The sequence below is a fragment of the Pseudomonas sp. Snoq117.2 genome (genome assembly GCF_900110545.1).
Taxonomy (GTDB): domain Bacteria; phylum Pseudomonadota; class Gammaproteobacteria; order Pseudomonadales; family Pseudomonadaceae; genus Chryseomonas; species Chryseomonas benzopyrenica.
This window is the reverse complement of sequence record NZ_FOED01000002.1, coordinates 666,649-687,614: the sequence shown is the minus strand read 5'-3', so window position 1 is coordinate 687,614 and position 20,966 is coordinate 666,649. Positions and strand designations below refer to the sequence as shown.

Here is a 20,966-nt window from a genome sequence, read left to right as displayed (position 1 = left end):
GCCAGGAGACCGGCAAAACCCGCGCCAAGTCGCGGGCTGCCAGCGGAAAAGGCTACCGTTGCGGAATCAGCAGCAGGCGGTCGCGCCCATAGACGCGCTCCAGATTCTGCGGCTGCAGCGGCAGACTCTGGTACTGCCCCTTCGCCCAGCCCTTGCCCGGGGTGCCGGCCTGACTCGCCTGCAGGGGCTCGGCCAGGCTGAAGTCCACCACCAGGCGCAGCGTCGGCGCCAGCCAGGCCTGGTCATCGCCGCCCCAGTGGCTGGCGGTCAGGTCCAGGGTCGAGCCGTCGCCACCGCTCGCCTGGCCGTCCAGGCGATGCAAGCGGCCCCACTGCCAGGCGGCGCGATTGCTGCCCAGCTTGGCCTCGCAGGTTTCGACGGCTCCGGCCAGCGCGCGGGCGAAGATCGCCGGCTTGTCTTCACGGGTAGGCGTGCTGACGTCATCCCAATAGGGGCTGTCGTCACGGGCCAGGAGATGATCGACGATGGCGTTGTAGCCGGTATCGCTGAGGGTGGTGAAGGCCTGCCAGGCCGGGCTCCTGGTGCCCCCCAATTCATCGGCGAAGGTCTTTTCGGCCAGGGCCTGCAGGAAGGCCTCGTAGAGCGCCGCATCCGCGGAGCCGGCGGCCAGGCGACCGTCGAAGCCCTGCAGACGGCGCAGGGCTTCTTCCGCCTGCTGGCGCTGGGTGGCCGGCAGGGCGGCGATGGCCTGGCGCAGTGGCGCGGCGAAGCCGGGGGCGTCGAGCTGCGTCTTGAGCTTGGCCGCCAGGGTGGTGGTCTGGTCCTGCTGCAGGGCCATGGCATCGCGGGTATCGAGGCGCGCGGAGCGCCCGGCCAGTTGCGCCAGGCGCTCCTGGCGCTCGGGGCCCGACCAGTTGCTGGACAGCTGCATGCCGTAGCCGCGCGGTACCACGCGCTGGTTGGCGGCGCCCAGCCAGCCCTGGGCCGGATCCTGGTCGTAAGGGTGCAGCATGGGATCGGCGTAGCCATCCCAGGCGTAGCGCTCGTCCCAACCGGGCGAGGGCAGCAGCCCCAGACCGCTGCGGCGATTGGGATAGCGCCCGGTCACCTGCCAGCCGACGTGCTCGGCATCGGCGAACACCAGATTCCAGTCACTGGCGCGCAGCTCGCGGGCCAGTTCGAAGGCGCGCTCCACGTCCTTGGCGCGGGTGAGGTCGAAAAGGGCGTCCAGGCTCTTGTCGGCTTCCAGGCGGCTGCTGCGCAGGGCCAGGCCATAGCCGTTGGCGCCCGGCGCCAGGGCCAGGTTCAGCAGAGGGCCGCGTGGGCTGGTGTAAAGGGTCTCGCGGCGCGGTTTTTCACCGCGGACGAAAAAGGTTTCCACCCGCTCGCCGGCGGGTTGCCACTGACCGCCGCTCTGCACCTGGAGACGACCGCCCTGGCGTTGCAGGCGCTCGAGGTAGAGGTCCTGGCTGTCGCCCATCAGGGTCGCGGCGCCCCAGGCCAGCTTGCCGTTGTAGCCGTCGAGCAGCAGCGGCAGGCCGGGCAGGGTGGTGCCCACGGCCTCGAAGCGCGGCGCCCTCAGGGTCACCAGGGTAAAGGGCGACTGGCCGTTGAAGGCGCTGACCTTGTCCACCGCGAGCAGGCTGCGCCCACTGCGGGTATGACCCGGTGTCGCCGCCCAGGCGGTGCCGGTGGGGCCGCCGAAAGGGGCGAGCTGAGCCAGCTGGCGCTGGACGTCCAGCAGGGCGTCGAGGCCGGGCAACTGGCCACGCAGATTCAGGCCGCGCAGCTTGGCGGTCTCCTCTTCCGGCAGGGGTTCGTCCGGGTAGGTGGGCAAGAGCCAGGCCAGGCGCTCGGGGCCGACCTGAGTGGCCAGGGCCAGCGCCGCGGTCTCCTTGCGCAGGTCCACCGCCTGGGCGAAGTTCAGCAGCTCGAAGAGCAGGGCGCTGTCTTCGGCTTTCCAGTATTCGGCGCGGTAGTCGTGGCCATCCAGCTCGACTCGCTCGCCGGCGCGATAGAGATAGGCGTTGACGCCCCGGGCATAGACTTCGAAGAAGGTCTTCAGACGCGGCGAGGCATTGCCGTAGGCCACCTGGGCAGCCTTGCGCAGATCCACGGTGCGCATGAAACGGTCGCTGTCCAGGCGGCTGTCACCGTAGGCCTCGGCCAGTCGACCCTGGGCCAGCAGGCGCAGCTCGACCATCTGCGCCAGGCGCTCGCTGGCGTGGACATAGCCGAGGGCGAAGAGGGCATCGTGGAAGGTGGTGGTCTCGATCAGCGGCTGGCCGTCGGCGTTGCGGCGCACCGAGGCGGTCTGCGCCAGGCCGCGCAGCGGCAGGCTGCCCTTGACTTGCGGTTGGCTGTGGGTCGGCTGCTCTTCGCCGAAATACTGGCAGCCGGCAAGGGCGGTCAGCAGGCCGAGGGTAGCGAGGCGCAGAGGCGCACGCGGGCGAAACAGCAGAGGCGAGACCATGAACAGCGGACACTCCGGGCGGATGGATGCGAACGGGTGGCTACGTTAGCAGGGTCCGCCGGGGGAGCAAGCCTCGGGCGAGGGGTGGCGCCTGGGCGCTGCCGACAGGTCGTCTGCAGCGACGTCTAGCGCAGCGCCATCCAGATCAGCAGGGCGGCCTGGAACAGGCAGAACACCGCCAGGCAGCCGATGGCGAAACGCAGGGAGATGTCGTCACGGCGATAGAGGGCGATGCGGTCCTCCAGTTGGCGCAGGCTGGCATCGCGCTCGTCGATCACCCGGTCGCACTGCTCCAGCAGGGTGGCGCCGTCCAGCAGCGACAGCAGCTGGACCTTGTCGGCGTTCCAGTCCTCGCGCAGCTGGCTGACCCGCGCTGCCCGGCAGAGCTGCTGACGTTCGTCGTCCGTTGCGGTTTCGATGGTGAAACCCTGGGCGCCGAGCACGTGGTCGCGGCGTTTGCGGCTGTCTTCGTCGAGGGCGTCGCGGCGCGCCAGGGGCAGGTCCTGCACCCCGTAGTGGCTCCAGCGCAGGCGCGCCCAGGCGGCGGCCCGGGCCAGCAGGAAGCGGCCCAGGCCACGTTCTTCCGGCTCAATCTGCAAGCCGCGTTCGGGCCCCAGGCGGATCTGGCCCTGGCGATGGTCGACCCAGACCTCCAGCACGTTCACCTCGCGGTGCAGCAGCTGACCAGGAATCTGCACCGTCAGTCGCAGCAGGCTCTCCTCGTCGCCATGGCGCTCGACCAGGCCGAGTTGCACGAAGCGCAGGGGGCGTGCCCCGACCCGTCGATCCGCGGGCTGGGGCATCAGTCGCAGCAGCTGAAAGCGCTCCGGCGGCAGGCTGGCCCAGGGATGGGGTTCATGGGGCGCGGCTTCGACGGCCGGCGATGCTTGGTCAGGGGTTTCCACGGGCAGGCTCCAGCTGTGCGCCTCCTGGGCGCCTTTGCCGGCTTATCGGCCAGTGGGCGGGGAACCTGAGCGCGCGACGAAGGCGGTCACGCGCTCGACCAGCGCGCGGGCCAGCGGCAGGTTGGGGTTGTCGTAGGTGGGCAGTTGCGCCTGGAAGTCCGCCGGGGCGATACGCAGCACATGGTTCATGCCGGCAATGATGGCCAGTTCCGCATCCGGCTTGGCCCGCTGCAGGGCGCGGGCATCGTCCACCTCCACCTGGACGTCATGGGTGCCCTGGATGATCAGCGCCGGGGCGTGGATGCCGGCGAAGGCCTTGGCCGGATCCTGGCGGAACAGCGAGATGAGATAGGGCTGGACGCTGGGGCGGAACAGCACCAGCAACTCCTTCGGCACCTCGGGCACCGGCGTGCCGCGCAGCAACTGGTCGATGATCCACTGGGCGCTGGCCAGACCGGCGGGCGACAGCTTGCCGGCCAGTTGCTCGCGCAGCACCACGTCGATGGGACGGCCGCTGCCGGCCAGGGTCACCACCCCGGCGACCGGCACCCGGTCGGCGGCCAGGCTGGCGATCAGGGCGCCTTCGCTGTGACCGAGCAGGATCACCTTGGAAAAGCGTGGATCGGCGCGCAGCAGGCGGATCCAGCCAACCAGGTCGTCGACATAGCGCTCCACGCTGAGACGACTCTCGTCCGGCTCGGCGCCGCGACTCTCGGCCACCCCGCGCTTGTCGAAGCGCACGCTGGCGATCCGCTGCCGGCCCAGGGCCTCGGCCAGTCGCTGCAAGGCCGCGTTGCGCGCGCCGGGTCCGTTGCCGTTGCGGTCAAGGGGCCCGGAGCCGGAGACGAAGAGCACCACGGGTTGCGGCCGCTCGCTGCGCGGCAGGATCAGGCTGCCCTTGAGCACGCCGCTGCCGGTGTCAAGCTGGACGGGGCGATAGAGCACGGGGTCGGCCGCGGTGGCGAGGGCGGGCAGGGCGAGGCACAGCAGCAGGGAGAACAGCAGACGCATGACGAAGAGGGCACCGGAGGGCTGGGGTGTGAGGGCCTATCCCGCACACAATCCGTGTAAAAGACCACGGCGCGTGTAAAATCGCCCATTCCCATTTTGCATCCATACCTTTCACCCGTAGCGCGGAGCCCTCGCATGTCCGGCAATACCCTCGGCACGCTGTTCACCGTCACCACCGCCGGCGAAAGCCATGGCCCGGCGCTGGTCGCCATCGTCGACGGTTGCCCGCCCGGACTGCCCCTGGACATCGCCGACCTGCAGCGCGACCTGGATCGGCGCAAGCCCGGCACCAGCCGCCACACCACCCAGCGCCAGGAAGCGGACGAGGTCGAGATCCTGTCCGGGGTCTTCGAGGGCGTCACCACCGGTACCCCCATTGGCCTGCTGATCCGCAACACCGACCAGAAGTCCAAGGACTACTCGGCGATCAAGGACCTGTTCCGCCCAGCCCATGCCGACTACGCCTATCACCACAAGTACGGCCTGCGCGACTACCGCGGCGGCGGTCGCAGCTCGGCGCGGGAAACCGCCATGCGCGTGGCGGCCGGTGCCATCGCCAAGAAGTACCTGGCGACCCAGGGCATCCGGGTGCGCGGCTACATGAGCCAGCTGGGCCCCATCGAGATCCCCTTCAAGACCTGGGACAGCGTGGAAGAAAACGCCTTCTTCAGCCCCGATCCGGACCGGGTGCCGGAGCTGGAAGCCTACATGGACCAGCTGCGTCGCGATCAGGATTCGGTAGGCGCGCGCATCACCGTGGTCGCCGACGGCGTGCCGCCGGGTCTGGGCGAGCCGATCTTCGACCGCCTCGACGCCGAACTGGCCTATGCGCTGATGAGCATCAACGCGGTGAAGGGCGTCGAGATCGGCGCCGGCTTCGCCAGCGTCGCTCAGCGCGGCACCGAGCACCGTGACGAGCTGACCCCGGAGGGCTTCCTGTCCAACAACGCCGGTGGCGTGCTGGGCGGCATCTCGTCTGGTCAGCCCCTCGTCGCCCACCTGGCGCTGAAGGCCACGTCCAGCATCACCACTCCGGGGCGCTCCATCGACGTCCATGGCAATCCGGTGGATATCATCACCAAGGGCCGCCACGATCCCTGCGTGGGCATCCGCGCCACCCCCATCGCCGAAGCCATGATGGCCCTGGTGCTGATGGATCACCTCCTGCGCCACCGCGCGCAGAACGCCGAGGTGAAAGTGCACACGCCCGTCCTGCCCCAGCTCTGATCCGCGGACGGACGATGCCGGTTCCCTATTGGCGGCTGTCGGGCTTCTACTTCGCCTACTTCGCGCTGCTGGGGGCCACGGCGCCCTACCTGGGGCTGTATTTCCACCACCTGGGCTTTTCCGGCACCGCCATCGGTCAACTGGTGGCCATCCCCATGCTGATGCGGGTGCTGGCACCCAACCTCTGGGGCTGGCTGGCCGATCGCACCGGCCGCCGGCTGAGCATCGTCCGCCTCGGCGCCGCCTGCACCCTGCTGTGCTTCTCCGGCATCTACCTCGGCCAGGGCTTCGCCTGGCTGGCGCTGATCATGGCCGGTCATGCCTTCTTCTGGCACGCGGTGCTGCCCCAGTTCGAAGCCATCACCCTGGCTCATCTGCGCGATCAGCCGCAGCGCTATGCGCGCATCCGCCTCTGGGGCTCCATCGGCTTCATCGCCGCGGTGGCGGGGCTGGGCTGGGCCTTCGAGTACGTCAGCCTGGATCTCTATCCGGCCTATCTGCTGCTGGTGATGGCGATCATCCTGCTGGCCTCGCTGGCGGTGCCGGGGGTCAAGGTCGACCCCGGCCAGCGGCCCGAGGCGCCGGCCGAGCCCTTCCTGACCACCCTGCGCCAGCCGCGGGTGCTGGCCTTCTTCATCGCCGCGGCACTGATGCAGCTGTCCCACGGCCCTTACTACACGGTCTTCACCCTGCATCTGGAAGAACTCGGTTATGGCCGCGGCGTCATCGGTCAGCTCTGGTCGCTGGGCGTGGTCGCCGAGGTGCTGATCTTCCTGGTGATGCCGCAACTGCTGGCGCGGATCGCTCTGACTACCCTGCTGGTCGGCGCCTTTCTGATCGCCGCCGGGCGCTGGCTGCTGCTAGGCGCCCTGGCCGACCAGTTGCCAGTGCTGTTGTTCGCCCAGCTCCTGCATGCGGCCACCTTCGCCTGCTTCCACGCCGCCGCCATCCAGTTCGTCCAGTCCCATTTCGACCGCCGCCGCCAGGGCCAGGCCCAGTCGCTCTACGCCGCCCTGTCCGGAGCTGGCGGTGCGCTGGGCGCGCTGTATGCTGGCTATGCCTGGCAGGTATCCGGCGCCCTTGCCGCCTTTGCCGGCGCCTCCCTGGCGGCGCTGGCAGGCGCCTTCCTCATCCTCTTGTCCGTTAGGAGAACCCTCCATGATCCAGCAGCGTGAGCAACTGGCCCGGGAAATCATCGATGCCGGTCGCTTCCTCTATGGCCGCGGCTGGTCGCCGGCCACCAGCAGCAACTATTCGGTACGGCTGTCCGACAGTCGCCTGCTGTTGACCGTCTCCGGCAAGCACAAAGGTCAGCTGGAGCTGGACGACATCCTCGCCACCGACCTCGACGGCACCCCGCTGGAGGCCAAGAAGCCTTCCGCGGAGACCGCGCTGCACACCCAGCTTTATCGCTGGCAGCCGGAGATCGGCGCCGTGCTGCACACCCACTCGGTGAACTCGACTGTGCTCTCGCGCCAGCTCGAAGGCGATCGCCTGGTGCTGGACGGCTACGAATTGCAGAAGGCCCTGCATGGCGTCACCACCCACGACGTGCGGGTGGAGATCCCGGTGTTCGACAACGACCAGGACATCCCGCGCCTGGCCGACCAAGTGCAGACCTGGCTGAACGTGCATCCCGACTGCGTGGGGTACCTGATCCGCGGGCACGGCCTCTATACTTGGGGCCCGCGCATGGCCGATGCCTTGCGCCACGTGGAAGCCTTCGAATTCCTCTTCGAATGCGAACTCAAGACCCGGAGCCTGCGTCCATGAGCCGACTGACCGTCTACCACGATGCCGAACCCCGCCAGCCGCTGAAGGTGATCAGCGATGGCGAGCACATCGCCGCCACCCTGGCCGAGGTTGGGGTGCGTTTCGAGCGCTGGCAGGCCACCGCCCCGGTGGCGCCCGGCGCCAGCCAGGAGGAGGTGATCGCCGCCTACCGACCGGAGATCGATCGCCTCATCCAGGAGCGCGGCTACCAGACCGTCGACGTCATCAGCATGCATCCCGAGCATCCGCAGAAGGAGGCGCTGCGCGCCAAGTTCCTCGAAGAACATCGCCACAATGAAGACGAGGTGCGCTTCTTCGTCGCCGGCCAGGGCCTTTTCACCCTGCACATCGACGACCAGGTCTATGCCGTGCTCTGCGAGAAGGACGACCTCATCTCGGTGCCGGCCGGTACGCCGCACTGGTTCGACATGAGCGAGTCGCCGTCCTTCGTCGCCATCCGCCTGTTCGACAATCCCGACGGCTGGGTCGCCCACTTCACCGGCGTGGACATCGCCCAGCGCTTTCCGCGCCTGGAGGTCGAGGCGTGACGATCAAGGCCATCCTCACCGATATCGAAGGCACCACCAGCGCCGTCAGCTTCGTCTTCGACGTGCTCTTCCCCTATGCCCGCGCGCACCTGCCGGCCCATGTGCGCGCCCATGCCGGAGAGCCGGCGGTGGCCGAGCAACTCGATGCCGTGCGTGCCGAAGCCGGCGAGCTGGACGCCGACGTGGAGCGGGTGATCGCCATCCTGCTGGAGTGGATCGCCACCGACCGCAAGGCCACGCCGCTCAAGGCGCTGCAGGGGCAGGTGTGGGAGCAGGGCTATCGCGCCGGCACCCTCCGGGGGCACGTCTATCCCGACGCCGTCCAGGCCCTGCGCCAGTGGCATGCCGCCGGACTGCCGCTGTACGTCTATTCCTCGGGCTCGATCCAGGCGCAGAAGCTGATCTTCGGTTGCTCCGAGCATGGCGATCTCACGCCTTTGTTTTCCGGGTATTTCGATACCCTGACCGGCGGCAAGCGTGAAGCTGCGTCCTATGCCCGCATCGCCTCGGCGACCACCCATGCGCCGGCGGAACTGCTGTTCCTTTCCGATGTGGTGGAAGAGCTGGATGCCGCGCGCCAGGCCGGTCTGCCGACCTGCGGCCTGGTGCGTGCCGGTGGCCAGCTGGGCGACCATCCGTGCGTGGCGTCCTTTGCTAACATCGATCTCACCGCCTTCGGTTGAGGCCCATGGCCGGCGTCGCTGCCAAGCGAGCCGGCCGAACTCCACGCCCTCATCGCCAGTCCCAAGTGACGAGACCTGTGTCCTCGCAACGGGAGTCGCGACATGATCAATTCCACCATCGGCGGTGTACTGGGCTTCATCGTCTTCCTGCTCGACATCTGGGCCATCGTCAACGTCATCCGCAGTGACAGCACCAGCAATGCCAAGATCGGCTGGACCGTGCTCATCATCGTGCTGCCGGTGATCGGTCTGATCGCCTGGGCCGCCGCCGGTCCGCGCGGCAATCGCTCGGCCACCGCGCCTACCCATAAAGGCTAACCAGCACAACGCTGGAGCCTGTCACATCCAGCTCTTACAATGCCCGGCTTTTGGCCGGGCATTGTCTGTCTCGGCCCGCCACCTGCGGAGATCGACATGAGCGACTACCTGGAAACCCTCTACGACGGCTATGGCCAGAGATTCACCGTCGAGCGCCTGCTCCACGAGGTGCGTACCGAGCATCAGCACCTGGTGATCTTCCAGAACGCCGTGCTGGGCAAGGTGATGGCCCTGGATGGCGTCATCCAGACCACCGAGGCTGACGAATTCATCTATCACGAGATGCTCACCCAGGTGCCACTGCTCGCCCATCCGGCGCCGAAGCGGGTGCTCATCATCGGCGGTGGCGACGGCGGTATCCTGCGGGAGGTGGCCAAGCACCGGGGTGTCGAGCACATCACCATGGTCGAGATCGACGGTTCGGTGGTGGAAATGTGCAAGGAGCACTTTCCCGGTCATTCGGCTGGCGCCTTCGAGGATCCGCGGCTGAATCTGGTGATCGACGACGGCATGAATTTCGTCGCCAACACCACCGAGCGCTATGACGTCATTATCTCCGACTCCACCGATCCCATCGGTCCGGCCGAGGTGCTTTTCTCGGAGAACTTCTACCAGGCCTGCCATCGTTGCCTGAACGACGGCGGCGTGATGGTAGCGCAGAATGGCACGCCCTTCCTGCAGCTGGACGAGGTCAAGACCACCGCCAGCCGGATGTCCGGGCTGTTCGCCGACTGGCACTTTTATCTGTCAGCGGTGCCTACCTACATAGGGGGCGTGATGACCCTGGCCTGGGGCAGCAAGGACGTGACCTTGCGTCGGCAAGGTGCCGAAACCCTGGCGCAACGCTACAGTGATACCGGCATCCAGACCCGTTACTACACCCCGGAGCTGCATGCCGCCGCCTTTGCTCTACCTCGATACGTGCTGGAGGCCATCGGCAAGGCGTAAGCCCTGACGGTCGCGGCACCGTTCGAGTGCTCAGCCGCAACTCGCCGGGCGTCGGTAGCGACGGCTCGGCGAGAAGATCATCCGAACCAGAGGAGGGTTGTCCTATGTCCTTGTCGTTTGCCGATGATGTGAGCTTGAACCTGCTGCAGCGGATGAAGGAGGGTGGTTTCGACTTCGCCCGCTTCCATCCCATCGACTTCTTCGCCATCTTCGCCGACGAAGGCAAGGCCCGCATCGCTGCGGACCAGTTTCACGGCGAGTCCCTCAACACCCAGGTAATGCCCCACGAAGAGGGGGGCTGGCATCTGCAGGTCAGCAAGGTGATGTTCGCCACCCACGCCACCATCGATGATTTCGAAAGCGATCTCGAGGCGGTGGTGGTGCCTCTGGGCGGCCAACTCGATGGCTGGGGCGTCACCCAGGAAGTCAGCCGCAGCTCCGCCTGATCCCTGGCTTGTCGAGGCGGCATCCCGAAGGGGATGCCTGTCTCACTCTCTGTAATCACTCCGCCGCTCAATCATCGCACTTTCCGCCGGGCGCACCGTCTTAGGCTCATGACGGAAACGTTGCGGTGCATGCGCACGCTTACGTGCCTGGCTTTGGTGCACCGCGCGACCCGCCGCCTCGCAAGAGCTTGATCCACAAGGCTCTGGTGCTGGCACGCGGCTTGCGAAGCTGCACCGTGGGTGACAAGGAGATCGGCATGAGCCGCCAACTGTATAACGAGATGTATGACGCCCAGGCGCACTGTCGACCGCACTACGGTCGCTATGCGCAATGGCTGAGTGAGACACCCCCGGAACTCCTGGCCCAGCGTCGTCGCGAAGCCGACCTGCTTTTCCATCGCGCCGGTATCACCTTTACCCTCTATGGCGACGAGCAGGGCACGGAGCGCCTGATTCCCTTCGACGCCCTGCCGCGAGCCATCCCCGCCAGCGAATGGCAGATCATCGAGCGCGGCTGCATTCAGCGCGTCCAGGCGCTGAATCTCTTTCTCCACGACCTCTATCACGACCAGCGCATCATCAAGGCCGGGGTCATACCCGCCGAGCAGGTGCTGGCCAATGACCAGTACCAGCTGGCCATGCAGGGGCTGGACCTGCCCAATGGCATCTATGCGCACATCGCCGGGGTCGACCTGGTGCGCGATGGCGACGGCGCCTACTACGTACTCGAAGACAACCTGCGCACTCCCAGTGGGGTGTCCTACATGCTCGAGAACCGCAAGATGATGATGCGGTTGTTTCCCGAGCTGTTCACCCTGGAGCGCATCGCGCCCATCGACCACTACCCGAACATCCTGCTCGATACCCTGCGCAGCTCCACCCCGGTCAACAACCCCACGGTGGTGGTGCTCACCCCGGGCCGGTTCAACAGCGCCTACTTCGAGCACGCCTTCCTGGCGAGGGAGATGGGCGTGGAGCTGGTGGAGGGGGCCGACCTGCTGGTGCGCGACGAACAGGTGTTCATGCGCACCACCTCGGGCTTTCGCAAGGTCGATGTCATCTACCGCCGTCTCGACGACGCCTTCCTCGATCCCCTGGCCTTCAATCCGGACTCCCTGCTGGGCGTACCCGGCCTGCTGGCCGCCTATCGCGCCGGTAACGTCATCCTGGCCAACGCCATCGGCACCGGGGTGGCCGACGACAAGTCGATCTATCCCTATGTGCCGGAGATGATCCGCTTCTACCTCAGCGAAGAACCCATCCTCTACAACGTACCCACCTGGCAGTGCCGCAAGCCGGACGAGCTGTCCCATGTGCTGGCCAATCTGCCCGAGCTGGTGGTCAAGGAGGTCCATGGCTCCGGCGGCTACGGCATGCTGGTCGGCCCTACCGCCAGCAGCCTGGAGATCGAAGCCTTCCGCGCGCGGCTCAAGGCCAATCCCAGCGCCTACATCGCCCAGCCGACCCTGTCGCTGTCCACCTGCCCGACCTTCGTCGAGAGCGGTATCGCACCGCGGCACATCGATCTGCGGCCCTTCGTGCTGTCCGGGCGCAAGACGCGCCTGGTGCCCGGGGGCCTCACCCGGGTCGCCCTGCGCGAAGGCTCGCTGGTGGTGAATTCCTCCCAGGGCGGCGGCACCAAGGACACCTGGGTGGTCCAGGACTAGATCGCCAAGAAACAGTGGCCGCTACGGCGGCCTCGCAAGGACCTTTGAAAGGCGACCCCACCATGCTGAGTCGTACCGCTGCCGATCTGTACTGGATGTCCCGCAACCTGGAGCGCGCCGAGAATCTCGCGCGGATGCTGGACGTCAGCTATTCGCTGTCGATGATGCCGCAGAGCGGGCAGGGCGGAGGCCTGGACGAGCTGGCCATGCCGTTGCTCATCACCGGCACCCTGGATGACTACCGGGAAAAGCACGGCGCCCTGCACCCCGAGCGCCTGCTGCATTTCTTCGCCTTGGACGAGCGCAACCCCGGCAGCATCTATTGCTGTCTGCAGGCTGCGCGCAGCAATGCCCACGCGGTGCGTGGGCGCATCACCGCCGACATGTGGGAGAACGTCAACTCCACCTGGCTGGAGATGCGCGAGATCGCCGTTACCGGCCTGATCCGCTTCGGCATCAGCCGTTTCTGCGAGTGGGTCAAGGAGCGTTCCCATCTGTTCCGCGGCGCCACCGTCGGCACCATCATGAGAAACGACGCCTATCGCTTCATCCGCCTGGGTACCTTCGTCGAACGCGCCGACAATACCCTGCGCATGCTCGACGCCCGCTACCAGGTGCTCGGCGAAGAGGAAGCGGAAGCCATCAGCGATGCCTCCGCCCGCGGCTTCTATCAGTGGAGCGCCTTGCTGCGCGCCCTGAGCGCCTTCGAGGCCTACACCGAGCTCTATCGCGATGCCCTCAACGTGCGCAACGGCGCCGAGCTGCTGCTGTTGCAGGAAGACCTGCCGCGCTCGCTGCTGGCCTGCGTGATCGAGCTGCACCGGGTGCTGGTCAGTCTGCCCGGGGAGAATGGCCGCGAGGCCAAGCGTCTGGCCGCGGGTCTCGAGGCGCGGCTGCGCTACACCAGCATCGACGAGGTGCTGGACGAAGGCCTGCACGCCTGGATCGGTGATTTCATCGTCCATGTCCGCCAGCTCGCCAGCGCCATCAACACCGCTTACCTGGAGGCCGTATGAGGCTCGCGATCCATCACGAAACGCTTTATCGCTATGCCGATCAGGTCCGCGCCAGCATCCAGTACCTGCGCCTCACGCCTCAGGACGATGCACGCCAGAAGATCCTTGGCTGGGAGCTGGCCTTGCCACGGCCGGCGCGGGCGCAACGCGATCCCTTCGGCAACATCCTCCATGTGCTGACCCTGGACACCCCGCATGACGCCATCACCATCACCGCCAGTGGTCAGGTGGAAATCGACGAGGGCTTCGAATCCGAGCCCTGCCAGGCCTCACCCTTTCCCTTCCTGCGTCAGACCCGGCTGACCGAGGCCGACGAAGCGCTGACCGCCTTCGCCCGCGAGGTCTGCGACGGGCGCCAGGATCGCGACAGCCTGATCCAGCTGATGGAGCGCCTGCACGAGCGCATGATCTATGTACCCGGCTCCACCGAGGTGGACGGCAATGCCGCCCAGGCCTTCGCCAAGGGCGCCGGGGTCTGCCAGGATCATGCCCATGCCTTCCTGGCCTGCGCCCGCAGCCTGGGCATCCCGGCGCGCTACGTGTCCGGCTATCTGTGCACCGACGACAGCGCGCACCTCTCCAGCCATGCCTGGGCGGAAGCCTGGCATGACGGCGCCTGGTACAGCTATGACGTAACCAATCGCCTGACCCGACCGGAGCGCCACCTGCGGCTGGCCATCGGCCTGGACTACCTGGATGCCTGCCCGGTACGCGGCATGCGCCGCGGTGGTGGGGTGGAGCACATGGAGGCCAAGGTGCTGGTCGAGCCGTTGCAGCAGGTGCAGCAACAGCAATAATCAGCACTGCCGGCAGCGTACGAAGAGACGGCCAGGGGCCGTCTTTCTTTTTCCTCGCCGCTGCGGCAAAAATCGTCTCGATACCCGAGGTTCGCATGACCTATTGCGTCGCCATGAAACTGCACGACGGCCTGGTGTTCGTCGCCGATTCCCGCACCAATGCCGGAGTCGACAACATCGCCACCTTTCGCAAACTGCATCTGTTCCGGATTCCTGGCGAGCGCCTGATCGCCATCCAGTCGGCAGGCAACCTGGCTACCTCCCAGGCGGTCATCAGCCTGTTGCGGCAGCGCCTGGACAGCGAACAGGACAACCTGCACGGAGTGCCCACTCTGTATGAGGCCGCCCGCTTGCTAGGGCAGACCTTGCGCGAGGTCCTGCAGCGCGATGCCGAGGATGCCCCCAGCGGTCATGGCCTGGATCTGAGCTGTTCCTTTCTCCTGGGCGGGCAGATCCGCGGCGCGGAGCCGGAGTTGTTCAACCTCTATCCGCACGGCAATTTCATCGGTGCCACCGAGGACACGCCCTATTTCCAGATCGGCGAGAGCAAGTACGGCAAACCCATCCTGGATCGGGCGCTGACCTTCGCGACGCCGCTGGAAGAAGCCCTGCGCTGCGCGCTGCTGTCCTACGACGCCACCATTCGCAGCAATCTATCGGTGGGGCTGCCGTTGGATCTGGTGGTCTATCCGCGCGATGCGCTGGCGCAGGTTAGCAGCCATCGAATCGACGAGCACGATCCCTACTTCCAGGCCTTGCGCAAAGGCTGGGGAGAGGGGCTGCGTGACCTGCTGGCAGCCTTGCCGGCAGCACCAGCGGATTATTGGCGCTAGGGATCAGCCAAAGAACCGGGAAAGATTGGGGATGACCAGTACGACGGTGGTGACGATGAGCACGAAACTCGCCTGACGCCACTTGGGGACGGGATTCTTGAACATGACTCGGGGCCTTTATTGTTAGCTGTTTGAAGCCTTTACGTCTTCAGCGGGAAGCGCTTGCGCGACAGCGGCATGCAGTTACTGATACCCGCAGGCTTGAGCACTATCCAGTAGCTATAGAACATAAATTTCAGTTTTGTGGCGATGACCGGCCAGCCGGTTATCAAAAATGTCGCACTAGACGATTTCTCCTTTGCTTTCAGGCAATTGGAAAAATGCTTGCGACGCTACCGTTGGTCGGAGGTATAGAAGGTAACGCAGGGCAGAGAGGCGACTGACCGGTCATCCCGTGAACGGCGCAGAGCAGCGGACTTTCCCAGCCCTGCGTGCAAATGTATGAATCGATTGAAGAAAAAGCTTGCCATCGAAATCGCCTTTGCCTATAGTTGCGCGCCTCGGTGATGCAGATGCAGCCGCCGAGCAAATCTGGTGAGGTGTCCGAGCGGTTGAAGGAGCACGCCTGGAAAGTGTGTATAGGAGAAATCTTATCGAGGGTTCGAATCCCTCCCTCACCGCCAGATCTGAGAGAACCCCTGAGAGCCCAGCTCCAGGGGTTTTTTCTTGCCTGCGATTCGGCCAGGCTTCGGTGGATCAGGCCGCCTGGGCGAAGGTCGCGGCGGTGTCCCGCGCGTTGGGCAGCACGGCCGTCAGCTGTTCCAGGTCGATGCTGGCGAACAGCGGACCGCTCAGGTCCTGCACCTTGCTGTCACCGACATTCTCCTGCAGCACCTCGGCCACGGCGACCGCCTGGGCCACGATCAGCGCATAGCCGTTGCCTTCCGGTGCCTGCAGCGGGCGGGCCTGGTAGCCGATGGCGTCGCGCAGGACCTGGGGTAGCTGCCAGCGGCGGGCGAGTTCGGCACCCACTTCCGGATAGCCGAAGCCCAGTTGCAGGGTCTCGTCGGCGGCGCGATGGCTGCTGGCGGTGGCGCGACCGGCCAGGCTCGGTGCCAGTTCGGGGGCGCCGCTCTGGATCAGCAATTCGCCGATGTCGTGGAGCATGCCGCAGGTAAAGGCGGTTTCCTGGTCTAGGCCGGCCTGCTTGGCCAGTGGCTTGCACAGGCTGGCGACCAGAAAGCTGTTGTACCAGAAGGCCTGCAGATCGAAACCGGGCGCGGCCTTGAAGCCGCCGGCGAAGGCCGAGGCCAGTACCAGGGTGCGCAGGGTGTTGAAGCCCAGGCGCAGGGCGGCGTCTTCGATGCTGGTGGATTCACGGGCGCCGCGGAAGCGCGCCGAGTTGGCCAGGCGCAATACCTTGGCGGCGATGACCGGATCGCGCGCCACGGTGCGCGACAGGGTTTCGATGCTGGTGTTGGGGTCGTCGAACTGCTGGATCAGGACCTGCGCCACTTCGGGGACGTTGGGCAGGTTGTGCAGCTGGGCAAAGAGGGTGTCGAGTTGCATGGGCGTCTCCGCGGAAAAGGGTTACATCTCCTTACACCCTCGTCATCGGTCACCCGTGCGGATTTCTGTAGCGACCATGTGACGATCGGTCGCAGTCCTGGCAGCGGCGATCTGGCAGGCGCGCGGAATTACCTTTTAGGCCAGTCACTTGTCGCGAAAAAGCCAGGTACGCCTGGTGAAGGCCTTACCGTTCGTCGAGGGCGAAATCGACCTGGCTCAGGCCCGCTTCGCTGGCTTCCAACACCCAGCCACGGCGGTCCCAGTCCCCCAGCACGATACGCTCGGCCGGCTGGCCATCGAGCAGCAGCTCATGGTGGGCGGGTCTGTGGGTATGACCGTGGATCAGCGTCGTCGCCCGGGCGGCGCGCAGTTCGCGCTCGACTTCGGCCTCGGTGACATCGGTGATGTCCATGGCCTTGGCGCGGGTCTGCTGGCGACTCTCGCTGCGCAGCTTGCGCGCCAGCTTCTGGCGGCTGGCCAGCGGCAGGTGGCGCAGGACGAAGAGGGTGAGGGGATGGCGCAGGATGCGACGCAGCTTCTGGTAGCCCTCGTCGCGGGTGCAGAGGGTATCGCCATGCATGAGCAGCACGCGGCGACCCGGGAAGTCGGCGATATGGCGATCCGGCAGCAAGCGGCAACCCGCCTGGCGGCAGAAGGCCTTGCCGATGAGGAAGTCGCGATTGCCATGCATCAGATAGACGGCCGTGCCGCTGTCGGCCAGCTGGCGCAGGGCGGTGGCGATCTCCTGCTCGAAGGGCCCCATGGCGTCATCGCCGATCCAGGCTTCGAACAGATCCCCAAGGATGTACAGCGCCTCGGCACCGCGGGCACGGGTTTCGAGGAAATGCAAAAACGCCCGGACCAAGTCCGGGCGTTGCGGTTCGAGATGCAGGTCGGAGACCAGTAGAATCACTCGACGATCTCGGCCTTCTCGATGATCACGTCTTCGCTCGGCACGTCCTGGTGACCGGCCTTGCTGGTAGTGGCGACGCCTTTGATGGCGTTGACCACGTCCATGCCCTCGACCACCTTGCCGAACACCGCATAGCCCCAGCCCTGGCTGGTGGGCGCGGTGTGGTTGAGGAAGGTGTTGTCGGAGACGTTGATGAAGAACTGCGCCGAGGCGGAGTGCGGATCCATGGTGCGGGCCATGGCGACGGTGCCGATCGCGTTGGAGACGCCGTTGTTGGCTTCGTTCTTGATCGGGGCGCGGGTCGGCTTCTGCTTCATGCCCGGCTCGAAACCACCGCCCTGGACCATGAAGTTGCTGATCACGCGGTGGAAGATGGTGCCGTCGTAGTGACCGCTCTTGACGTATTCCTTGAAGTTGGCCGCGGTTTCCGGCGCCTTGTCCTCGAAGAGTTCCAGGGTGATGACGCCGTGGTTGGTGTGCAGCTTGATCATGGCAGCGAATCCGTAGCTAAGGGGGACAGCATCCAGACCCGGCGAGGGCCTCAAGGGTTTCGCCGGGACTTGACGGGTTGGGCTATGATACGGGTTTACCTTTGCCCGGCCTACCCTGGCCGTGCGTCTGCCCAGTTAAGGATCCCATGAGCAAGCCGACTTCCGACTCGTCCACCGCCGCCAAAGCCGCCCCCGCGCATTTCCTGCGGCAGATCGTCCAGGCTGACCTGGACGCCGGCAAGCAGGCCAAGATCGTCACCCGTTTTCCCCCGGAGCCCAATGGCTACCTGCACATCGGCCACGCCAAGTCGATCTGCGTGAACTTCGGCCTGGCCAAGGAATTCGGCGGCGACTGCCATCTGCGCTTCGACGACACCAACCCGGCCAAGGAAGACCAGGAATACATCGACGCCATCAAGAGCGACGTGCACTGGCTGGGCTTCGACTGGGCCGGCGAGGTGCGCTATGCCTCCGCCTACTTCGACCAGCTCTACGCCTGGGCGGTGAACCTGATCGAGCAGGGCCTGGCCTATGTCTGCGACCTGACGCCCGAGCAGGCTCGCGAATACCGCGGCAGCCTCACCGAGCCGGGTCGCAACAGCCCCTTCCGCGACCGTTCGGTGGCCGAGAACCTGGACCTCTTCGCCCGCATGAAGGCCGGCGAGTTCAAGGACGGCGAGAAGGTGCTGCGCGCCAAGATCGACATGGCCTCGCCCAATATGAACCTGCGCGATCCCATCCTCTATCGCATCCGTCACGCCCATCATCACCAGACCGGCGATGCCTGGTGCATCTATCCGAGCTATGACTTCACCCATGGCCAGTCCGATGCCCTGGAAGGCGTGACTCACTCCATCTGCACCCTGGAGTTCGAGGACCACCGTCCGCTGTACGAGTGGTTCCTGGCCAAGCTGCCGGTGCCGGCCCAGCCACGCCAGTACGAATTCGCCCGCCTCAACCTGAACTACACCGTCACCAGCAAGCGCAAGCTCAAGCAACTGGTGGACGAGGCTCATGTGCACGGCTGGGACGACCCGCGCATGTCGACCCTGTCGGGCTATCGCCGCCGTGGCTACACCCCGGCCGCCATCCGCAACTTCTGCGAGATGATCGGCGTGACCCGTTCCAATGGCGTGGTCGACGTGGCCATGCTGGAATTCGCCATCCGCGAGGACCTGGACCAGAACGCCCCGCGCGCCATGTGCGTGCTCAAGCCGCTCAAGGTGGTGATCACCAACTACCCCGAAGGCCAGGTAGAGAATCTGGAGCTGGCACGGCATCCCAAGCAGGATCTGGGCGTGCGCCAGCTGCCCTTCACCCGCGAGCTGTACATCGACCAGGGCGACTACGAAGAGAATCCGCCCAAGGGCTACAAGCGCCTGGAGCCGGGTGGCGAGGTGCGCCTGCGCGGCAGCTACGTGATCCGTGCCGATGAGGCCATCAAGGATGCCGACGGCAACGTGGTCGAACTGCGTTGCAGCTACGATCCGGACACCCTGGGCAAGAATCCCGAGGGCCGCAAGGTCAAGGGCGTGATCCACTGGGTGCCGGCCGAGGGCAGCGTGGAGTGCGAGGTGCGCCTCTACGATCGCCTGTTCCGTTCGGCGCAGCCGGAGAAGAGCGAGGAGGGCGGTAGCTTCCTCGACAACATCAATCCTGATTCCCTGGTGGTGCTCAAGGGCTGCCGTGCCGAGCCGTCGCTGGCCCAGGCCCAGCCGGAAGACCGCTTCCAGTTCGAGCGCGAAGGCTACTTCTGCGTCGATCTGAAGGATTCCGCGCCGGGCAAGCCGGTGTTCAATCGTACCGTGACCCTGCGCGATTCCTGGGGGCAATGATGGGGCTGCACCTCTACAACACCCTGACCAAGACCAAGGAAGCCTTCACGCCGCTGGTGCCGGGCCAGGTGCGTATGTACGTCTGCGGCATGACCGTCTACGACTACTGCCACCTGGGGCATGGTCGCAGCATGGTGGCCTTCGACGTCATCACCCGCTGGTTGCGCCATAGCGGCTACGACCTGACCTACGTGCGCAACATCACCGACATCGACGACAAGATCATTAAGCGCGCCAATGCCAACGGTGAGCCCTTCACCGACCTGGTGGCGCGGATGATCGAGGCGATGCACGAGGACGAGGCGCGGCTGAATATCCGCAAGCCCGACCAGGAGCCGCGCGCCACCGATCACATCGATGGCATGCACGCCATGATCCAGACCCTGATCGACAAGGGCTATGCCTATGCCCCGGGTAACGGCGACGTCTACTATCGGGTCAATCGCTTCGCTGGCTACGGCAAGCTGTCGCGGCGGCGCGTCGAGGACCTGCGCATCGGCGCGCGCATCGAGCCGGGCGAGGCCAAGGAAGATCCGCTGGACTTCGTGCTGTGGAAGGCCGCCAAGCCGGGCGAGCCGAGCTGGCCGTCGCCCTGGGGCGCCGGGCGACCGGGCTGGCACATCGAGTGCTCGGTGATGTCCACCTGCTGCCTGGGCGAGACTTTCGACATCCATGGTGGCGGCAACGATCTGGAATTCCCGCACCACGAGAACGAGATCGCCCAGAGCGAGGCGGCCACCGGCAAGACCTACGCCAATGCCTGGCTGCATTGCGGGATGATCACCATCAACGGCGAGAAGATGTCCAAGTCCCTGGGCAACTTCTTCACCCTGCGCGAGGTGCTGGAGAAGTATCACCCGGAAGTGGTGCGCTACCTACTGATCGCCAGCCACTACCGTAGCCCGATCAACTACTCGGAAGACAACCTGCGCGAAGCCAAGGGTGCTCTGGAGCGCTTCTATCACTCGCTCAAGGGCCTGCCGCAAGCACCGGCGCAAGGCGGCGAAAGCTACGCCGAGCGCTTCGCCCAGTGCATGGACGACGACTTCAACACCGCTGGTGCCTGCGGCGTGCTGTTCGAGCTGGCCCGCGAGATCAACCGCCTGCGCGAGAGCGATCCTGCCGCGGCGGCTGGCCTGGCCGGGCGTCTGCGCGAACTGGGTGATGTACTGGGCGTGCTGCAGCTGGAGCCGGAAGCCTTCCTGCGCGCTGATGCGGCGGGGCGGGTGGATGCCGCCGAGGTCGAGGCGCTGATCCAGGCCCGGCTGACTGCGCGCGCGGAAAAGAACTGGGCGGAATCCGACCGCATCCGCGACCAGCTCACCGCTCTGGGCGTGGTACTGGAAGACGGCAAGGGCGGCACCACCTGGCGCCTGGCGGAGTAAGCGACGCCTAGCATATCGCGGCCATGGGCCGCTCCTACAAAAGCATCACCCCCTGTAGGAGCGGCCCATGGCCGCGATTAGCAACACACCAGACCCCTTAGGCGTAGCCGCATCGGCGGACCGCCATGGTCGCGATCAGCACTTGGGGTGGATGACGGCGCTAGCCTCATCCACCATCCCTGCGACAGTTTTAAGGCCGCCCCCGGAAAACGCTGCGCGGTTTTCCA

Annotated in this window: 20 protein-coding genes and 1 tRNA gene; 15 read left to right on the top strand and 6 right to left on the bottom strand. The window is 66.0% G+C overall.

The features are described from left to right. Positions 1–52 precede the first annotated feature (52 nt). From BMZ43_RS09035 to BMZ43_RS09025, 3 genes are all read right to left on the bottom strand, one after another. Positions 53–2,434 (bottom strand): penicillin acylase family protein, encoded by a 2,382-nt coding sequence (locus BMZ43_RS09035; RefSeq protein WP_093252602.1) that lies wholly within the window; start codon positions 2,432–2,434, stop codon positions 53–55. 125 nt (positions 2,435–2,559) lie between these two features. Further along, positions 2,560–3,339: a hypothetical protein gene (locus tag BMZ43_RS09030; protein ID WP_064308257.1), complete on the bottom strand. Its 780-nt coding sequence runs from the start codon at positions 3,337–3,339 to the stop codon at positions 2,560–2,562. Positions 3,340–3,381: 42 nt separating this feature from the next. Next, a complete protein-coding gene (locus tag BMZ43_RS09025; RefSeq protein WP_064308256.1) occupies positions 3,382–4,350 on the bottom strand; it encodes an alpha/beta hydrolase in 969 nt (322 codons plus the stop codon). Between the two features lie 135 nt (positions 4,351–4,485). On the opposite strand from BMZ43_RS09025, the gene aroC reads away from it, so the two are divergent. From aroC to BMZ43_RS08960, 13 genes are all read left to right on the top strand, one after another. After that, positions 4,486–5,577 (top strand): chorismate synthase, encoded by a 1,092-nt coding sequence (gene aroC / locus BMZ43_RS09020; protein WP_017642181.1) that lies wholly within the window; start codon positions 4,486–4,488, stop codon positions 5,575–5,577. A 14-nt stretch (positions 5,578–5,591) separates the two neighbouring features. Beyond that, positions 5,592–6,752 (top strand): MFS transporter, encoded by a 1,161-nt coding sequence (locus BMZ43_RS09015; protein WP_093252597.1) that lies wholly within the window; start codon positions 5,592–5,594, stop codon positions 6,750–6,752. Beyond that, positions 6,736–7,350 carry a methylthioribulose 1-phosphate dehydratase gene (locus BMZ43_RS09010; protein WP_093252593.1) on the top strand — a complete coding sequence of 205 codons (615 nt, stop codon included), beginning with the start codon at positions 6,736–6,738 and terminating at the stop codon, positions 7,348–7,350. Before BMZ43_RS09015 ends, BMZ43_RS09010 begins: the two co-directional genes overlap by 17 nt. Continuing rightward, entirely contained in the window at positions 7,347–7,898 is a 552-nt protein-coding gene (locus BMZ43_RS09005; protein WP_017642184.1) for a 1,2-dihydroxy-3-keto-5-methylthiopentene dioxygenase, read from the top strand. The genes BMZ43_RS09010 and BMZ43_RS09005 overlap by 4 nt, the downstream gene beginning before the upstream one ends. Continuing rightward, positions 7,895–8,581, top strand: a complete 687-nt coding sequence (gene mtnC / locus BMZ43_RS09000; protein WP_064308255.1) for an acireductone synthase — start codon at positions 7,895–7,897, stop codon at positions 8,579–8,581. The genes BMZ43_RS09005 and mtnC overlap by 4 nt, the downstream gene beginning before the upstream one ends. A gap of 105 nt (positions 8,582–8,686) precedes the next feature. Beyond that, the gene (locus BMZ43_RS08995; RefSeq protein ID WP_026083979.1) at positions 8,687–8,899 is read left to right on the top strand and encodes a PLD nuclease N-terminal domain-containing protein; all 213 of its coding nucleotides are present in this window, start codon (positions 8,687–8,689) and stop codon (positions 8,897–8,899) included. Between the two features lie 96 nt (positions 8,900–8,995). Continuing rightward, positions 8,996–9,847, top strand: coding sequence for a polyamine aminopropyltransferase (gene speE / locus BMZ43_RS08990; RefSeq protein ID WP_017642186.1), 852 nt, complete (start codon positions 8,996–8,998; stop codon positions 9,845–9,847). A 104-nt stretch (positions 9,848–9,951) separates the two neighbouring features. Next, a complete protein-coding gene (locus BMZ43_RS08985) occupies positions 9,952–10,293 on the top strand; it encodes a ribonuclease E inhibitor RraB (RefSeq protein ID WP_017642187.1) in 342 nt (113 codons plus the stop codon). Between the two features lie 257 nt (positions 10,294–10,550). Next, a complete protein-coding gene (locus BMZ43_RS08980; protein WP_017642188.1) occupies positions 10,551–11,960 on the top strand; it encodes a circularly permuted type 2 ATP-grasp protein in 1,410 nt (469 codons plus the stop codon). A 62-nt stretch (positions 11,961–12,022) separates the two neighbouring features. Beyond that, entirely contained in the window at positions 12,023–12,976 is a 954-nt protein-coding gene (locus BMZ43_RS08975; RefSeq protein ID WP_093252587.1) for an alpha-E domain-containing protein, read from the top strand. Continuing rightward, positions 12,973–13,773: a transglutaminase family protein gene (locus BMZ43_RS08970; protein WP_093252582.1), complete on the top strand. Its 801-nt coding sequence runs from the start codon at positions 12,973–12,975 to the stop codon at positions 13,771–13,773. The genes BMZ43_RS08975 and BMZ43_RS08970 overlap by 4 nt, the downstream gene beginning before the upstream one ends. A gap of 95 nt (positions 13,774–13,868) precedes the next feature. After that, a complete protein-coding gene (locus BMZ43_RS08965; protein WP_017642191.1) occupies positions 13,869–14,606 on the top strand; it encodes a proteasome-type protease in 738 nt (245 codons plus the stop codon). 533 nt (positions 14,607–15,139) lie between these two features. Beyond that, a tRNA-Ser gene (locus tag BMZ43_RS08960) sits at positions 15,140–15,229 on the top strand. A 73-nt stretch (positions 15,230–15,302) separates the two neighbouring features. Here the strand turns inward: BMZ43_RS08960 and BMZ43_RS08955 are convergent. From BMZ43_RS08955 to BMZ43_RS08945, 3 genes are all read right to left on the bottom strand, one after another. Further along, positions 15,303–16,115 (bottom strand): HDOD domain-containing protein, encoded by an 813-nt coding sequence (locus tag BMZ43_RS08955; RefSeq protein WP_017642193.1) that lies wholly within the window; start codon positions 16,113–16,115, stop codon positions 15,303–15,305. Between the two features lie 184 nt (positions 16,116–16,299). Next, positions 16,300–17,028 (bottom strand): UDP-2,3-diacylglucosamine diphosphatase, encoded by a 729-nt coding sequence (gene lpxH, locus BMZ43_RS08950; RefSeq protein ID WP_093252578.1) that lies wholly within the window; start codon positions 17,026–17,028, stop codon positions 16,300–16,302. Continuing rightward, a complete protein-coding gene (locus tag BMZ43_RS08945) occupies positions 17,025–17,519 on the bottom strand; it encodes a peptidylprolyl isomerase (RefSeq protein WP_007158996.1) in 495 nt (164 codons plus the stop codon). Before BMZ43_RS08945 ends, lpxH begins: the two co-directional genes overlap by 4 nt. A 146-nt stretch (positions 17,520–17,665) precedes the next feature. Here BMZ43_RS08945 and BMZ43_RS08940 point away from each other — a divergent pair, with 146 nt between their 5' ends. Beyond that, the gene (locus BMZ43_RS08940; RefSeq protein WP_093252573.1) at positions 17,666–19,354 is read left to right on the top strand and encodes a glutamine--tRNA ligase/YqeY domain fusion protein; all 1,689 of its coding nucleotides are present in this window, start codon (positions 17,666–17,668) and stop codon (positions 19,352–19,354) included. Further along, a complete protein-coding gene (cysS, locus tag BMZ43_RS08935; RefSeq protein ID WP_177344795.1) occupies positions 19,354–20,739 on the top strand; it encodes a cysteine--tRNA ligase in 1,386 nt (461 codons plus the stop codon). Before BMZ43_RS08940 ends, cysS begins: the two co-directional genes overlap by 1 nt. Positions 20,740–20,966: the final 227 nt, after the last annotated feature.

Excerpts from the sequence above, each read along its gene's own strand:
- BMZ43_RS09035 (WP_093252602.1), bottom strand. The coding sequence starts at position 2,434 with ATGGTCTCGCCTCTGCTGTTTCGCCCGCGTGCGCCTCTGCGCCTCGCT.
- BMZ43_RS09025 (WP_064308256.1), bottom strand. The coding sequence starts at position 4,350 with ATGCGTCTGCTGTTCTCCCTGCTGCTGTGCCTCGCCCTGCCCGCCCTC.
- aroC (WP_017642181.1), top strand. The coding sequence starts at position 4,486 with ATGTCCGGCAATACCCTCGGCACGCTGTTCACCGTCACCACCGCCGGC.
- BMZ43_RS09015 (WP_093252597.1), top strand. The coding sequence starts at position 5,592 with ATGCCGGTTCCCTATTGGCGGCTGTCGGGCTTCTACTTCGCCTACTTC.
- BMZ43_RS09010 (WP_093252593.1), top strand. The coding sequence starts at position 6,736 with ATGATCCAGCAGCGTGAGCAACTGGCCCGGGAAATCATCGATGCCGGT.
- BMZ43_RS09005 (WP_017642184.1), top strand. The coding sequence starts at position 7,347 with ATGAGCCGACTGACCGTCTACCACGATGCCGAACCCCGCCAGCCGCTG.
- speE (WP_017642186.1), top strand. The coding sequence starts at position 8,996 with ATGAGCGACTACCTGGAAACCCTCTACGACGGCTATGGCCAGAGATTC.
- BMZ43_RS08985 (WP_017642187.1), top strand. The coding sequence starts at position 9,952 with ATGTCCTTGTCGTTTGCCGATGATGTGAGCTTGAACCTGCTGCAGCGG.
- BMZ43_RS08980 (WP_017642188.1), top strand. The coding sequence starts at position 10,551 with ATGAGCCGCCAACTGTATAACGAGATGTATGACGCCCAGGCGCACTGT.
- BMZ43_RS08975 (WP_093252587.1), top strand. The coding sequence starts at position 12,023 with ATGCTGAGTCGTACCGCTGCCGATCTGTACTGGATGTCCCGCAACCTG.
- BMZ43_RS08970 (WP_093252582.1), top strand. The coding sequence starts at position 12,973 with ATGAGGCTCGCGATCCATCACGAAACGCTTTATCGCTATGCCGATCAG.
- BMZ43_RS08965 (WP_017642191.1), top strand. The coding sequence starts at position 13,869 with ATGACCTATTGCGTCGCCATGAAACTGCACGACGGCCTGGTGTTCGTC.
- BMZ43_RS08955 (WP_017642193.1), bottom strand. The coding sequence starts at position 16,115 with ATGCAACTCGACACCCTCTTTGCCCAGCTGCACAACCTGCCCAACGTC.
- BMZ43_RS08945 (WP_007158996.1), bottom strand. The coding sequence starts at position 17,519 with ATGATCAAGCTGCACACCAACCACGGCGTCATCACCCTGGAACTCTTC.
- BMZ43_RS08940 (WP_093252573.1), top strand. The coding sequence starts at position 17,666 with ATGAGCAAGCCGACTTCCGACTCGTCCACCGCCGCCAAAGCCGCCCCC.
- cysS (WP_177344795.1), top strand. The coding sequence starts at position 19,354 with ATGGGGCTGCACCTCTACAACACCCTGACCAAGACCAAGGAAGCCTTC.